Raw genomic sequence first — 15762 nt, forward strand, 5'->3', positions numbered from 1 at the left:
TTTATAAGGGAAAATGTACAATTTACATATGATTATTAAGTTATAAAAGGGTAAATACTTAATTATTTATTTTAAATAAGAGATTAAACTTTATAAATGGAGGTATCCTGTTTATGGATAAAATTGATTATGAAATTTTGTCTGTGTTACAGAACAACGCTCGTATTCCTGTTTCAGAAATGAGCCGACTGATCGCTATGTCGCAGCCAGCTGTAACGGAAAGAATTCGGAAATTGGAAGAGAAGAAGGTTATAACTGGCTATCATGCGAAACTCTCTACTCAGAAACTTGGTAAGCATACAACCGCATTTGTTTTGTTTAAAACTAGTAATTGCAAGGATTTCAATACATTTTGTGAAACATCCCTTGAGATTGTCGATCTTTATAGGATTAGTGGAGAGTATAATTTTTTAATGAAGGTACAGTCAGAAACGACTGAATCACTTGCGGAATTTCTTGACAGCTGCAACATATTTGGATTTTCAATACCATTAATCGTACTCTCGACGACGTTTGAGGATAAATGTATTGTAGGAAATCCGTCAACCATATGACATGGTCCCATTGCTCACACTTGGGCAGACACCAACACAAATGAGTATGAGTTCACCAGAAGTAACACAAATACACTGGTATGACTCTTATAAATTTCAATTGGGGCTATTGATAGTATTTCTTTTAGCTTTCGTAGGATATTATATTGGAACCATTGGCGGGTTCTTTAAGAAAAGAAAACAAGACTATTTCCCGTTCAAGTTACAAGCAAGATTACTAGCATTTGCTGGTACTATTTCTGTTCTTGGTTTTTGGGTATATACCTTTTTCGTTTTAACAGGAGGAGGGAAAAATGTCGGTCCAGTCATGATTGGACAACCATTGTTTTGGCTACTCATTCAACTAACCTCACTTGCAACACTAGTACTAACTGTATTCTTATTCATAAGTTGGATAAAAAGACGACATGCAAAACTGACAAATATTTATCGTATTCGTATCATTATGCTTATGATTGGAGGGATTTTTTTATCCCTTGGGCTATATACTGGAAACTTTTTTCTCTCTTTATGTAAATAAGTTAAGAAATTATAGTTTAAGAATAAGGCTTCTAGTATCAATTGGAATCATTAGCCGGGGAGTACAGATAGATTAATATGGAAAGTTTATTAAGTATAGATCTTGTTGTTCTATATCAATACAACCGTCACAGCACGCTCCTGACTGCTTATCGTTATTTGGTCGACCCAAAATTTATGCACTATGTAATCCATGCTTGAAGTACTTTTTCAAGTGAAAGAAAGTGGTATAAAAGGAAATCACCTTCTCTATCATTCAGAGGAGGCGATTCTTTATTTTATGGAATTATGAGGTTTTGCTAAATATATATGATTTAATATATTGGTATTGTTTCAATTGTTTCAATTCGTTCTATGTATGTTGTTTATGTGCGTTTAAATATAGTAATACGATGCAATGAAATAGTATATTTAAACCACGTCAATATGTAGAGCGAATTTTTGGCCTAAACACTTGAGGATAATAAGAAAATGCTCTTAAGGAGGGGGCAGCGGATGATCTGGGTTACATGAAAAATAGGGTTAAGGGAAATTTACTCAGTGTTTTCGATTTTCTTTTTGTTCACGATACTAGCAATTTCCATTGTCAATTGTCAATATTGGTCTGGCTTTTGTGAATTCGTAAGGTTTGGATGGAATCTTAACCTTCGCATAACTGAGCTTGTCTTATCATGGGACTAACTGGATGAAGGGAGAAATGATATTGAAAATATTAGTAGTCGAGGATGATTTGTCAATACAACGATCAATCAGCATGGGCTTACAAAAATTCGGCGGGAGGACACAATATGTCGAGAATTCTTTCAATTATTCTAATGTTCATTGTACTTGCGACAGGAATTGGACTGGGGGCTCATCTTTTTCAGCCTCCGATGCAGCCGTCCAAATCTGATACCAATTATCTAGCATATGAGCAGATGATGGATAACCTAAAGGCGATGACTGTCGCACCACATCCATCCGGCTCGAAGGAACTGGAATCGGTTCGAGCCTATATACTGGAGCAAATCCGCAAAATGGGAGTGAAAGCGGAAGTCGAAAAAGTAACCTACACGGTCAAAGACGTGGAGGATGACCAATTTGAGCGCAAGGGACGGCCGGATTTCAAGAATATGCCAACTATTAACGGCATTCCTCCAGAGGAGGATCTCTTGAATTTCATTCGAGCAAAAGCCCATTTTGATAAGAATGATAAAGTGGTTCTGCAAAATATATTGGTGAAGTTGGACGCTCCCGGAACGGATCGCGGAATCTTGATGTCAGCCCATTACGACTCCAAACCGGAAACTCCAGGCGCGGCCGACGATATGCTCTCCGTAGTCGCCATGCTGGAAGCCATGCGCCAACAGGCGGGAAACCCGAATCTTAAATCAGATCTTTATTTTCTGTTTACTGATGGAGAAGAGATCGGGACATTGGGAGCGAAGTCATTTGTTCGATCACACCCGGAGTTGCAACATAAAATCGATCTAGCCGTCAATTTTGAAGCACGAGGTAATCGCGGACCACTGCTGATGTTCGAAACTTCCGATGACAATCTGGATGAAGTACACTACCTTCAGTCTGCAAGCTCGCGTCCGTTGTCCTTTTCGTTTCTGACTGCGTTGTACCACCAGATGCCAAATGATACAGATTTAACCCGATTTTTGAAGGCAGGATACTCAGGTCTAAATTTCGCAGCAGCGGAAGGAGTGGAGAATTACCACAAAAAAACGGATAACTTCGAAAATTTAGACCGTGGTACGGCATACCATTTTTTATTAACAGCCTTGGAAGTTACAGGCCATGCCGCACAGGTACCTTTTAACGAAGGAAGTAACCAAGACAGCCTTTTCTTCTCCTTGTCACCTGACTATTTGATGATCATGAGCAGTTTTACGTCTTATATCCTGTCATTTATAGCGGTTGTGCTTGCCTTATGGTGGATGATCTCACAGATTCGAAATGGCAACTTTCGGCTTCATACAATCATGATAGGAACAGGCTGGTTGCTCGGAGCGATGGCTGGAGCGGCGTTATTGAGCTGGGGAATCGTATCTGGAGTAACGCAAGTGATGCAGCTGGGTAAGTCAACAAACAATGATGTGGTATTTTTAAGTATCTTATTCGTTGTAGAAGTGTGTATTCTCACTGCTGGAATTATCGGAGTTCGCAAATTGTCTCTGCATGAAATGCTTGCTGGCCTCTCACCTCTTCTCTTGCTTCTGATTGTAGGCAGTGCTGTTCTGTTTCAAGAGATTAGTTATTTGTTTTCTCTCCCCACGCTAGGGCTTTTGATTGTTGCCCTATTGGATCAGTACCGAATCGGGAGATGGATTGTATCGGCAGTTGTCGGAGTAGGGATAGTGTTTTTGTATACGCCGGTATGCTGGTTGATTTATGTAATGTTCATGTTACCGTTTACCCCGTTAGCAGTCACGATAAGCGTCATTCCAATTGCGATAATTTCCGCATTGTTCGTAACAATATCAAAAGATGCTGAGCGATGGAACCTTTCTGAAGCTCAATAAGCTAGTGAGTGATATCAATACAACCGTTACAGCACTCTCATGACTGCTTGCCGGCATTTGGTAGAATCCTAATTTATGTATTCTGTAATCTGTGAAAATGGTCAATTATTATATGTGTTGAAGCATTTTTTCAAGTGAAAGAACTAATGTAAAAAGAAACCGCCTTCTCCGTGTATTGGAGGAGGCGGTTTCCTCTTTTTATGTCGTCCGTAATTAGGACTTCACTCTGCGAAGGAATGAGATATTAACCTAATAACATGGGGGTTTCTGTGGTCTCTCTTTAACCTTCAATAACTGAGTGCAATCGTGTTTCGTTGACTAAGAGTCAGCCTGCACTACTCTTTTCTTTCATTTTATTCACCGAAGCCAAATTAGTTTTTTTTCTTGACCCTATAAAAAAAAGAGCGATGATGACAATGGGTAAGGCATAAACAACAAGTTCATGAATCTGAGTCAGTTTCCCTATAATGATTCCAATGATTGCATAATCAGAGTCACCAAATGTGGTATTCACAGAATTCAGGGGACCAGTAAATGTAAAAAGCAGAGATGACAGAATGCTAATAATAAAGCCGTTAGCTAATGAGCCATAAATAGCTCCTTTTCTCCCACCTGTAGCATTTCCAAAAATACCAGCAGCAGACCCTGTAAAAAAATGAGAAGCTAGTCCAGGGATGACGATTTTCATTCCCAATATAGGGAGAATAAACATGCTGATTACGCCGGCAAGAGTACTAAAACTGAATCCTATCACAACAGCGTTTGGTGCATAGGGGAAAATACTAGGAGTATCCAGAGCCGGAATGGCATTTGGAACGATCTTTTCAGCGATTCCTTTAAATGCAGGAACAATTTCAGCATTCAACAAACGAACACCGGCTACTATTACATATACACCAGCAGCGAATGTAAGTGCTTGCATTGATGAAAATATAATGAAATGGGTACCTCCACTCAATTTACTCTCAACAAAAGATGGACCAGCTGCAAAAGCGACAATGAAAAACATCAACAGCATGATTAGGGAAATGGATATTGTGGTATCTCTTAAAAACCCTAAAGATTTTGGAATGTTTATCTCTTCCGTTGATTTCGTTTTATCTCCCCACAATTTTCCAATCGTACCTGATATCAAATATCCAAATGAACCAAAATGACCGACGGCTAAATCATTTGATCCGGTAATTTGTTTTACAAATGGTTGGAGGAGTGCAGGCAGCGATACCATAAGGATGCCGAGAATCAGTGAACCAATAAATATGAGTGAAATTCCTTCTATGCCTCCATTTGATAATACAACGCAGAGCAGGCAAGACATATAAAGAACAAGATGGCCGGATAAGAAAATATATTTAAAACGAGTAAAACGTGCCAAAAAAATATTAACGATCATCGCAAAAAACATTACTAAGGCAGTTTCAGTAGAGAACATTTTTTGAGCAATAACTACTATCGCTTCATTATTTGGAAGAACACCACGAATATGAAATCCTGCTTCAAACATTTTTCCGAAGATACCAATGGAGTTAATTAAAACACCAGCACCAACTTGGAGGATAATAAACCCCATGATCGTTTTGATCGTTCCCGAAATAGTATCAGCTACATTTTTTCTCTGTAATAAAAGACCTACGAGAGAAAATGATCCCATGAGTAGAGCAGGTGTATTGAGGATATCTTTCAAGAAGTTAAACAATGCCAACACATCCACATAGGTGAAATAAAAACACTTTACATTCTTGTATTTTAGGGCGTATTTGATAAATTACATTTTACCGTCTGCTGAGTAGATAGTTTGAGACTCCACACGACCCAAGTCGTAGGATTCTAAGGTAGTTCATACACGCAATCTATCTCTGGTTTTCAAATTCGGCAATTTTATTGATTCGGCGCAAATGACGTTCTCCAGCAAAGTTGGCATTTAACCATGCTTGTACGATTGATTTGGCTAATTCAGGTCCCACGACCCGTTCACCAATAGCTAAAATATTGGCATTATTATGTTCAGCACTCATACGAGCCGAATACTCATCGCTGACAAGCGCACAGCGAATTCCTTGTACTTTATTGGCTGCTATCGACATGCCAATCCCTGTACCACAGATAAGAATTCCTAAGTCATATTCTCCGCTAGCTATTTGCTCAGCAATAGGAATGGCGTAGTCTGGATAGTCACTTATTCTCTCACTATCAAAACCATAGTCAGTAAAATCAATCTCTGATTTTTCTAAGAATTCTTGGATGTCCGATTTTAATTTTAGTCCACTATGATCAGAACCAATTAAAATTCGCATTGATGTATTCCCCCGTATTTTGATGTTTGTCATCAATTTTTTGTTTTTTAAATACATCACACTTTAGATTCACATGTATTTTACTAGTGAAGGAGGTCCCCACTAAGCGTTTTTTTGATTATAATCAAGTATCCATTCAGCTGCTTTAGCTACGGAAGAAACCACATGATTCGCACTGTTTTGTATATGAGGTTTTGCATGGCTCATAGCAAAACTGTGTGGCGTGTAAGCTAACATCGAGAGGTCGTTGTCTGAATCTCCGATGGTCACTACTTCGTTTGTTTTTATTCCTAAATGTTGAGCTAATTTATGAACACCTGTGCCTTTATTTACATTTTTAGGTAAAAAATCCAAACTATAAGGAGTACTCATAAAACTATCCAGCTTTTCAGGAAAAGTATGATGTATGAGTTGATCCAAAGAATTAAGTTCTTCCTGTGCGCCATAATAAACAAATTTACTAGGTAGAATACTATTTCCTATTTTGCTCTCTACACCTCGATCTTCTTCAAATATGATGCCTACTTTTTGGGAATATTCTCGTGCTAAATCGTGATTTTCTGGAGTGAGTATCTGTGTAGGAGTTCCAATAAAATGGAATAATTCATACTTTTTAGCAGTTTGATAAAGTTCACGTGCCAGATGAGGTTCAAAGGAGATCGTATCAACACAATTTCCTTCGTATGTGAAAACATCTGCCCCATTTTGGCAGATTCGATGATAACTGCCTCCAATATCTTGAACCACTTCATCAATCTCTAATTTATTTCTTCCAGATGCTAAACAAAGGTGGATACCGGCTTGGTGTAATTTTTTTAGGGCCTCTCGGTTTTCCGAATCAACTTGCTTTTTCTCATTGTACAAGGTGTCATCAATGTCACTAACAAATAATCGAATCATTTCTTTTCCCCTTCTTCAATAGAAATCATTCCCATCTTCTTGCACAATTTCTGCAAAATATAAACTTTAATTATCAATGATTGGGATTTATTTTATCAGAAATATATAGATAATTCTATATAGGAATAATGATAATTATATAAAGAAATATTAAAGATTGTAAATTATATTTAAACTTAATTTCTCAGTACATAACAGTTAGGTAAGTTTTGATATAGTTGGATAGTTCTACAAACGAAAACGAATCTTTGATACATTTGAGAGAGACAAAAAAATTCAAAGAAAATATGACTAAAATGGAAAGCCATTAGAGTTTTGAATAAATTTTAGACTCTATTCTTTTGAACAAGAATAGAGTCTAGTAGAAAATTGGGCGATTGAATTTATATATTTATATAATAGTTGGAGGTTAGCTTGATGGATCAAATAGACAAACAGATTCTTATCTTATTACACGATTTTTAATAGGAGTAGATTGTAAAAAAAATAGATTGTTTGCGCTATCAAAAGAGTTTCGTTTTATATAAAAACATTCCTTATGGGATTTATGTTTTCTTAGTGACTATTTCAAGGAATTCGCCTAAGGGGCAGCTGCTCATTTTATGACTTTTTCGTTATAATAGATATATCGAAACCCTGGAGGTAAAGATGTCCGATGGACTTTCTTCCGAAGCACTTGAGTTGACCGATCAATACTATCTGTGGCAGAGGAAGTTTCTCTTTCACATGATGGCTGCCGTAGTTCCCAGAACACAGGAGGTAATCTACGAATCACTTCTGAAGCCCTGCTCCGAGGAAGATTCCCGTGAGTTGTCCCATCTGGAGAAAGATCGTCTCACCATCGTTGATTCCAAGGTGTACCAACTTGCAACAAGGTGGTATCCCGTGATGATCGGTTACGACTTCACTTTGGTGGGAGATCGAATCTGGTATCTGATGAGACTGACGGACAATCGCCCTACGTGGCAAAAAGGATTTCGACCTAACTTCTCTTTTCGAGGCTATGAAGGAGAAGAGGACTACTTGGCTCGAATGCTACCACTGGGTGAAAAATTGATCGGGATTCTGAAAGAGTACGTTCTGCTCAATGATGCCTTGGCTGAATGTGGGATCCCAGAGGGATACCACCATCATGGCCGGAGAAGGTCTGGAAAGGACCTCAGGAGTCTCCTGAGCGAATAACTGAATTTCCAGGGAGGCTGGACGAGGACGAGGCATCGCCTCAGTGATCTCGCCCAGCCACCAAAAATATGTAAGTTATATGAGTGGTTTATTAATCGAAATTTAATTATTAACAATTTTTAATAAAGTAATGGATAAAATCGTCTTCTCTTAGTTTGAAATAGACGGTTTTTGTTGATTTATTGTTATTCTTATTATTTTTCCTTTACTTCGTTTGGTAAATTCTATATTTTATATATAAAACTTTTAAAAAAGGAGAATTAAAATGAATAATCCATCTGTTGCACGTGCGGTAAAAATCCTCAAAGAAAACAGGTATTTAACTTTAGGAACCAATTCAAACGGAGAAGCTTGGGTTGCACCTGTCAATTATGTTATCGGACCTGAAGGTCATCTGTATTTTTATTCTGCAACAGAAGCACATCACTCTCGAGATATAATAAAGCATCCAAGGGTCATGTGTGCTGTATATAACTCTACAGCTATTGGTGAGCAAGTAGATGGTATGCAATTCATTGGAAATTGCTCCGTTGTATCTGGCAAAGAATTAGAGGAAGTATCCGAATATTATTTTAAAGTTAACTTTCTTGACTCAAAAGAGCGGGAATGGTGGTACCGTCCTTCTACTTCATTTGAAGGAAATGCTCCATGGAGATTTTTTAAGATTGAATTAGAGAAAATATACATTATAGATATCGAATCTGTTATGAAAACACAAATTGATCGTCGTTTAGAAGTAGAGGTTGATCGTGTGTTGGAAAACTTAAAAGGATCACAACTATAGCCTCTTTTTTCTGAGCAACGTCTTCACTAATTCCAAAATTGGAGAAGACGTTTAAGTAGATCTTCTCTATCCTGAAATGATTTGCTTTTATATAAAACTGACTAATGTAGAAATCGGTGTGATATCCAGAGTTTGCGGTTTTCCTTTTCGGTCAAAAGACTATAAATGAAATGTCTTTTCTTTATGTAAAAATAAACGACTTGAATCGGAAATGATTCAAGTCGTTTATTTTTTGTCAGGAACCTATGAAAATGCCAATAAAGCATGGATAAGGGATGAGCTTAAAGATCATCTTCTCCAATTCATGATAGAAGATGATGGAATAGGTTGTGAGTCAGTAAAAATGGGTTTTGGTTTAAAGAATATATAAAATCGTGCAAAAGAATTGAACGGAATATGTTCATTTTTATCTGAAAAAGGGAATGGATTTAAAACAAGAGTTGTTATTCCCATCGTCTAATGAGAGGGGAATAGTCATGCAAGAAGACGTAACAGGAGAGATTATGGAAGAGCTCTGATAAAAATAGAAAAAATGAGAATACACTAGATGATGAAGGACAAAAAAGATTAGATCAGATCAGCTTACTAGTAGAGAGAAGAAAGTTCTCGATTTTTTGGGATGTGGTCTTCATCACAAAGAAGTAGCGAGTAAGTTGTATATCAGTGAAGGTACCGTTTAAAATTATCTCTCTTCTACATTAAAAAAATTGAAAATTCGAGATCGTACACAAGCAGCTTTATTTGCTTTGAAAGCAGGTTTAACGGAAAATGTAGAAGAGAAAAATGGAAGGGAAAAGAGGGTGTTATATGATTAAAGTAGGGCTTATTGGATATGGATTTTCAGGGGCTACCTTTCATGCACCTCTGCTAGAAGTTTTGGAAAACTTTAAGATCACTAAGGTACTGTCATCCAACCCAGAGAAGGTACATCAAGATCTTGGTAATGTTGAAGTAGTATCTGATCTTCAACTAATTTTAGATGATTCAAGCATACAATTGGTAGTCGTTACTACCCCTAACATATTTCACTTTGAGATGGCCAAACAATCGTTGCTGGCTGGAAAACATGTAGTTTTGGAAAAACCGATGGTGAATACGGTTGAAGAAGCTGAGCAGTTATTGGAAATAGCAAAAGAGAGAAATGTAATGCTCAGTGTCTATCAAAATAGAAGATGGGACAACGATTTTTTGACGGTAAAACATCTTATAACCGAAGGAGTATTGGGAGAAGTTCGTATGTATGAAGCTCACTTTGATCGATATCGGCCGGATGTGCAAGCGCGTTGGAGAGAGCAAGAAGGCGTAGGTTCAGGAATTCTTTATGATCTTGGGTCTCATTTAATCGATCAAGCACTCCATCTATTTGGACCTCCTCAGTTTATACAGGCTGATCTCCTTCACCAACGAGATCAGGCAGTAACAGATGATTATTTTCATTTGGTGCTAGGTTACGATACATTGCGTGTGATTTTACATGCAGGTTCCGTCGTTTCAGCACATGATTTAAAATATATTGTTCATGGAGACAAAGGCAGTTTTATTAAATATGGACTGGACTGTCAAGAAGAAGCATTAAAAGCAGGGAAGAAACCGATCAGCAGTGATTGGGGAGAAGATGATCCTACAAAATATGGGGAATTAACCGTTGAAAAAGAAGGCAAATCAGTGACGCAAAGAGTGAAAACGATTCCAGGTTCTTATCTAGCCTACTATCAAAAAGTATATGAGCATATAAAAGAAGGCAAAGCCTCTCCCGTCCCAGCAGAGGAAGGTTTGTTAACCATAAAGTTGATTGAGCTGGCAAAATTAAGCAGTGAGCAGAAAAAAGCAATTTATTTGTCAGAGTAGAAACGGAAACTCCCTAGAAAAGAGGGAGTTTTTTCTTTTTATTATGCAAGATGTGATTCTCGGACAAGCACCAATATGTATTCTGAAGTTAATCCAAACTAAAGATCAAAGGTAATCATCTATAGCCGGTGATTACCTTTGATCTTTTTGCAAAATATACTTTGGTGGTACATGTTCGGTTAGCCAGACTCCATTTTCTGATACATAGAAGAGATGATCGTCTTGTGCCATTTGGTAAGCATTAACGGTGAGTATAACAGGAACGCCATGTCGTTTTCCAACATCCCTGGCTGTTTCCGGAGATAACGATAAGTGGACATGATGGCGGGATTTTTTATTTAAACCTGTTTTTAAAATTTGTTCTAAATAATGTTTTGCAGTTCCATGGTACAGCAGATCTGGTGGGGACTTGGGTTCATAGCCTAGATCTATGTTTATCGAATGCCCTTGATTTGCACGTATTCGAAGCTTTTGTATATCAAAGGAAAACCGTTTTTTGTTGTTCGTTTCTACGATAAATTCTAATTCTTCCATCGTGATGGACTTGTTTTTGGTTTTACATGCAGTTAGAAGCTTGGAAACAGAGGCCCATCCATTTTGGTCTAATTCAATTCCAATTAATTCTGGTTGGTGTCGCAAGATTAAACTGAGGAACTTACTGGTACTTTTTAGTTTGCTTTCATTCATTTCCATCACTTCTTTGTTTTATATCCAAATTACAAGCCAAAGCCACCTAATGTTTTTAGCTCTACTTTATCAACTTGTTTGATAAGAGGTAAACTAGCAGCGATATATTTTTTGCTTCCTTCTAAGGTGAGAGAGGCTTGATGAGCTTCCTTACTTGACCATATCTCTGTAACCCATAATGCATTTTCATCTTCAATAGATATATTGATAACATAAAGTTCACAACCTTCTACTATATGCATGTGCTCAACCACCTGTAGTAGATTTTGAGCCAGCTCATCTCTTTTCCCTTCATGAGTAATGAACTTCACATACTGACCGAATTTGTCCATGTCACTTGGCTCCTCTTAAATTGGAGGTGTTTCTCCTTGTTCTATCCAATCATCACTTGTCGGACCATATAATCCTGGGATACGTAAACCTGCTTGTCTCATCAATACGGTCATTTGCCCGCAATGATGGATGGAATGATTGATGATAAATCGAAGTGCTGCACCGTTCTGTAATTCTTCTCCCATTATGTTTACTTGCTTTTTTAATTTTTTATCTTTCCATTCCGTTACAACAGCTCGTAACACTGCATTTATCATTTTATTATACTCTGTTTGAATGTATTCAGCAGATAACCTAATATCATCTAGTTCAAATGTTGGTACAGATAATCCGAGTAAACCGACGAAATTATAAGAAGCGATAACATGCAAAGCGAGTTCTCCTAGCGAGCGGTGATCCTCTGTTATTCTTTGATCGAGAGATTCGTCTGTCAGGGCATTAAACAGATTTTGTGTATTGGTGGCGTGTTCAATAAACTCGGCTTCAAATTGCTTTATAGTAATAAACATGCATATAAACTCCCCTAACTATTTTCTTTTATTATACAATCACCCTGACAAAATATGGTCAGGGTGATTGATTTATTGAAATATTTTTTGAAGTTCTTGTATTTCCGTTTGGACCTTTTTTATTTTGTTGGTATAGACATTTGTTTGGTTTTGCTCATCAAATAGTGTAGCTAATCTTAACATTTCTTGTTTGATGTCTTCTAGTTTCATGGAATCGGGTAACTGGATCGTTTTAGAGTCTTGTTCTTCTAATATATCCAAAATGGTTGCTGCAACAATATAAAAATCAAATTTGACAATAGATTCATCTGTTTCATATGCATCTTTAAAGTATTTTTCTAAAAATGCTACTGCTTTTGCTGTATCGGTAATGGCCAGATATGTAAATAGTTTTATAGATGTATCTAGAAATCCAGTTTGATTATAGATCAGTTCATAGCATTTTTGATAATAAGTATCAGCTTCTGCTTTGCGATTCGCCTTTAAAAGAGGAAGTAATAAATCAGCATAGGTTCGATGTGGAACGCTATGACAAGAAACCTTTCCTGTTAAAATAGGCTGTGCGACGGTTAAGGCTTCCTCTAATTTTCCCAGATAAAGAAGCGTCTGTGTTTTGTTTGCTAATGTACAAGCATGACAATCAGACAGTGAATCACTTGGTTCTGCTATCCATTTTTCATAATAGTGTTTTACTTCTTCTGTTTTCTCTAAGTTCATCGCTAAGACATGTTTGAGATAATAATAGTAGTGTGGCCCATGACCAGTCTGGGAAAATCTTTCTCTTAAATCTTCGAGTGTCGATTCCACTTTGGCAAGTTCGATATCTGGGAACAAAAGGAGACGATCGGCAACCCATTTGTAGTTCCACATCATTTGATGGTTGTTTGCCATCTCTGGATGTTTATCATAATAAGCCAGACACCAAGCGAATGCTACGATGGCCTTCTCGCCATGCCCAGAGAAAATAGCAGTATCGACTAATAACATTCTCGCATCGAATTGATATTCTGGACCTAAATGTACATCTGCGATTCGGATCGCTTCTTCCAAGATACCGATTTTTGCTCTGCCATGAGGAGCATCATATGATTGCTCCAAAAGGTCTTCAAATTTTTCTATCATCGCTATTCTCCTAACCCTCGCTCGATAAATGAGATTAATCCTTTGTTCAGTAATTGAAATTCTTGTTTTTTCAGTGGATAATTCCCTAGCAGTAACGCTTGTACATATAATATTTCTACGATCAACTCATTGAGTGATGTATTGGTAGATTGGATCACTTTTTGGATTGTGGGATTTTGAAAGTTAAAGCACAATTGAGCAAAACTAGGTTTTACTTTGTTATTGGTCAGTTGAGTGATAATCGAAGAAAATAAATCGTTCGCTTCTTCTTTTGTCTGTTCGGTCGTACGAATAAAAAGTGCTTCTTCATTTGTTGTATAAAGTGCTGGGAGATCATCAGGTTGGTAGTTTCTCATCTCTGCTGTACATTGGTAGGGCTGTAGAACTTTGTTTGCTAATTCAACAAAATCATATGCTTTTCTTCGGTCTTCCAGTGATAACTCTGTGAAATTATACATGAAAGAACTAGAATTGATGTGTTTCACTTTATAATCAGAAAATACGTTTGGCAGTTTTTCCAATAGCTCTGTGTCGTACATATAAGAACCATTTACAACGCAGATCGATTGAGCTTTCGCTACTTGGTGGATTTGTCGAAATTCATCCATATTCGAGGTATATAAGATGGTATTGGAATGATCTCGGATTTCTTTCATGGCCAGTCGTCCAAAAGAAGTGTTGAATGGTAGCCAATCGATGAAAAGTGTATATAATTCATCATCTTCTTGCGCCAAAAACTTAAGGGATTCATAATGAATTTCAATGATTTTTTTAAATCGATTTAAGTTTGTTTTGCTCAGTTGAATGAGGTATCGTTTGACACATTTTCCTAATTCTTGTTGAACCAATTTTAGGCGTTCGTCATTGGAGAATTCTTCACGAGACGCTGTCGGTTTTAGTAAATTGACATTGAGAATACTTGTGACAAAAAATGCCCAGTCTGGGAGTATTCCTTCTACTTTTTCGGATAATAACATTTGCTTCACATAGACAAGATGCTGTTTTTTAGCGTTGACCCTTATAGGATAGGGAAGAATGTAGGCAACACCACTAGCATCCCCGGCAGGTGAATATAACGGAATTGCATCGAGATAATCGATTTGCATTTTTTTCTTTCCATAAGAAAGTGCTTCTTCAGTCGTCATTTCCCATGGGGTTTTATCGCTGTTCAATCGAATTGGCTTATCATCATAAAAGTGAATGGGGAAAGGAAGAAACTCCCCATAGTGTCGAACCATTTCTTGTATTTTTTCCTTTGTAAAGTAGGATTCAAAGCCGCGTTTGCTCTGGAGGTAAATCTTTGTGCCTACTTCCATTTCCTGTTCCAACACTTGGATTGTATAGCTTCCATCAGGCTTACCGCGCCATTCAATCGTTTTGTTTTCCTTAGCAGAACGAGTGAGCAGCACAATTTCATCACTCACGATAAAACAAGATAACAACCCAACACCAAAGCGACCGATGAAATCTTGTTCTTCTTCCCGGTTTTTGGATGTTTGTCCAATCTGTGCAAGGAAATGATGTACTTCTTCTTCTGTTAATCCAATACCGTTATCTTCAATATATAAAGTGGGGAGAGTATCAGGAGAAGAGAACAACTCTAATCCTATCTTCCCTTGATGAGAAGCTTCTATTTTTTGACGTGCTGTGATCGCATCCACTGCATTTTGTATCAATTCACGGGCGAATACTTGTGGGGTGCTGTATAGATGATTGGAAAGCAGATCAATCATCCCTTTGAGGTTTACTTTAAAATGAAATTGATCCATTTTATATCTCCCTTGTGATTTGCAAATAAATATTGATTTTAATTTTATTATAAATACTTAGATCAAACCAGTAATTTCATTAATTTTATGGCAATTGGATGTTTTTTCTAGGGCATTTTGGGGAAAATAGAATTAGTTTTTAGTCATCATAAACCTTTCCTTGACAAGAAGAATAGAACATGATATTTTAATTGTGCACAATCAAATTGCTTAAAATTGAATTTGAAGAAGGTGGCTGTTTTGCTGGTAGAAAGAAACTACGAAGCAGTTTCTGGAGGATAGGAAGAATGAACAAAGAAGATATGCTGCGGCTTGATTCACAACTTTGTTTTTCGATATATGCTTGCTCTCGGGAAGTTATCGGGCTCTACCGCCCTTTGTTGGATGCTTTAGAGATAACGTATCCCCAGTACTTGGTGCTGCTTGTATTATGGGAGCAAAAACAAGCAACTGTTAAAGAACTTGGAAAGAAACTTTACTTAGATTCTGGTACTCTTACCCCGATGTTAAAGCGAATGGAAGCAAATGGGTTAGTGAAACGCTTTCGATCGAAGGAAGATGAACGAACGGTTTTAGTAAGTTTGACGGAAAAAGGGGAAGCTTTAAAGGAGAGAGCTTATTGCATACCTGAGGAATTGCTCGAAAAAAGTGGATGGACAGCAGAAGAAATCATGGAGATGCTCAGCCGCTTACAAGCATTACTTGGGCAATTGCATGGGTTAAAAGATAAATAAATGAAAAGAGGTAAACA

16 protein-coding genes are annotated in these 15762 nt (G+C 37.4%); 8 read left to right on the forward strand and 8 right to left on the reverse strand.

The window, feature by feature from the left end:
• Positions 1–113 precede the first annotated feature (113 nt).
• The 3 genes from AC5WOF_RS15510 (at position 114) to AC5WOF_RS15520 (ending at position 3583) form a co-directional block, all read left to right on the forward strand.
• The gene (locus tag AC5WOF_RS15510; protein WP_496050855.1) at positions 114–554 is read left to right on the forward strand and encodes an Lrp/AsnC family transcriptional regulator; all 441 of its coding nucleotides are present in this window, start codon (positions 114–116) and stop codon (positions 552–554) included.
• Between the two features lie 40 nt (positions 555–594).
• Positions 595–1074 (forward strand): hypothetical protein, encoded by a 480-nt coding sequence (locus AC5WOF_RS15515; protein WP_496050856.1) that lies wholly within the window; start codon positions 595–597, stop codon positions 1072–1074.
• Between the two features lie 787 nt (positions 1075–1861).
• On the forward strand, positions 1862–3583 hold the full coding sequence (locus AC5WOF_RS15520) for a M20/M25/M40 family metallo-hydrolase (RefSeq protein ID WP_496050857.1): 1722 nt from the start codon (positions 1862–1864) through the stop codon (positions 3581–3583).
• Positions 3584–3908: 325 nt separating this feature from the next.
• On the opposite strand, the gene ulaA is transcribed toward AC5WOF_RS15520, so the two are convergent.
• From ulaA to AC5WOF_RS15535, 3 genes are all read right to left on the reverse strand, one after another.
• Positions 3909–5279 (reverse strand): PTS ascorbate transporter subunit IIC, encoded by a 1371-nt coding sequence (gene ulaA / locus AC5WOF_RS15525; protein WP_496050858.1) that lies wholly within the window; start codon positions 5277–5279, stop codon positions 3909–3911.
• Positions 5280–5433: 154 nt separating this feature from the next.
• Positions 5434–5877: a ribose 5-phosphate isomerase B gene (gene rpiB / locus AC5WOF_RS15530; RefSeq protein ID WP_496050859.1), complete on the reverse strand. Its 444-nt coding sequence runs from the start codon at positions 5875–5877 to the stop codon at positions 5434–5436.
• Between the two features lie 102 nt (positions 5878–5979).
• Positions 5980–6777, reverse strand: a complete 798-nt coding sequence (locus AC5WOF_RS15535) for an HAD family hydrolase (protein WP_496050860.1) — start codon at positions 6775–6777, stop codon at positions 5980–5982.
• 648 nt (positions 6778–7425) lie between these two features.
• On the opposite strand from AC5WOF_RS15535, the gene AC5WOF_RS15540 reads away from it, so the two are divergent.
• The 4 genes from AC5WOF_RS15540 (at position 7426) to AC5WOF_RS15555 (ending at position 10591) form a co-directional block, all read left to right on the forward strand.
• A complete protein-coding gene (locus tag AC5WOF_RS15540; RefSeq protein ID WP_496050861.1) occupies positions 7426–7959 on the forward strand; it encodes a hypothetical protein in 534 nt (177 codons plus the stop codon).
• Positions 7960–8224: 265 nt separating this feature from the next.
• A complete protein-coding gene (locus AC5WOF_RS15545) occupies positions 8225–8743 on the forward strand; it encodes a pyridoxamine 5'-phosphate oxidase family protein (RefSeq protein ID WP_496050862.1) in 519 nt (172 codons plus the stop codon).
• Positions 8744–9309: 566 nt separating this feature from the next.
• Complete coding sequence (locus AC5WOF_RS15550; protein ID WP_496050929.1) at positions 9310–9423, forward strand: LuxR C-terminal-related transcriptional regulator; 114 nt, start codon at positions 9310–9312, stop codon at positions 9421–9423.
• 127 nt (positions 9424–9550) lie between these two features.
• On the forward strand, positions 9551–10591 hold the full coding sequence (locus AC5WOF_RS15555) for an oxidoreductase (RefSeq protein ID WP_496050863.1): 1041 nt from the start codon (positions 9551–9553) through the stop codon (positions 10589–10591).
• Between the two features lie 132 nt (positions 10592–10723).
• Here the strand turns inward: AC5WOF_RS15555 and AC5WOF_RS15560 are convergent, their stop codons facing one another.
• The 5 genes from AC5WOF_RS15560 to AC5WOF_RS15580 all read right to left on the reverse strand — a co-directional run bounded on the left by AC5WOF_RS15560 (position 10724) and on the right by AC5WOF_RS15580 (position 15011).
• Positions 10724–11278 (reverse strand): RNA 2'-phosphotransferase, encoded by a 555-nt coding sequence (locus AC5WOF_RS15560; protein WP_496050864.1) that lies wholly within the window; start codon positions 11276–11278, stop codon positions 10724–10726.
• A gap of 29 nt (positions 11279–11307) precedes the next feature.
• Positions 11308–11610 (reverse strand): putative quinol monooxygenase, encoded by a 303-nt coding sequence (locus tag AC5WOF_RS15565; protein WP_496050865.1) that lies wholly within the window; start codon positions 11608–11610, stop codon positions 11308–11310.
• A 15-nt stretch (positions 11611–11625) separates the two neighbouring features.
• Positions 11626–12120, reverse strand: coding sequence for a DinB family protein (locus AC5WOF_RS15570; RefSeq protein WP_496050866.1), 495 nt, complete (start codon positions 12118–12120; stop codon positions 11626–11628).
• 72 nt (positions 12121–12192) lie between these two features.
• Positions 12193–13242, reverse strand: a complete 1050-nt coding sequence (locus AC5WOF_RS15575) for a hypothetical protein (RefSeq protein WP_496050867.1) — start codon at positions 13240–13242, stop codon at positions 12193–12195.
• 2 nt (positions 13243–13244) lie between these two features.
• Entirely contained in the window at positions 13245–15011 is a 1767-nt protein-coding gene (locus AC5WOF_RS15580) for an HSP90 family protein (RefSeq protein WP_496050868.1), read from the reverse strand.
• 287 nt (positions 15012–15298) lie between these two features.
• On the opposite strand from AC5WOF_RS15580, the gene AC5WOF_RS15585 reads away from it, so the two are divergent.
• Complete coding sequence (locus AC5WOF_RS15585) at positions 15299–15745, forward strand: MarR family winged helix-turn-helix transcriptional regulator (RefSeq protein ID WP_496050869.1); 447 nt, start codon at positions 15299–15301, stop codon at positions 15743–15745.
• Positions 15746–15762: the final 17 nt, after the last annotated feature.

Source organism: Shimazuella sp. NTD250 (genome assembly GCF_059510375.1).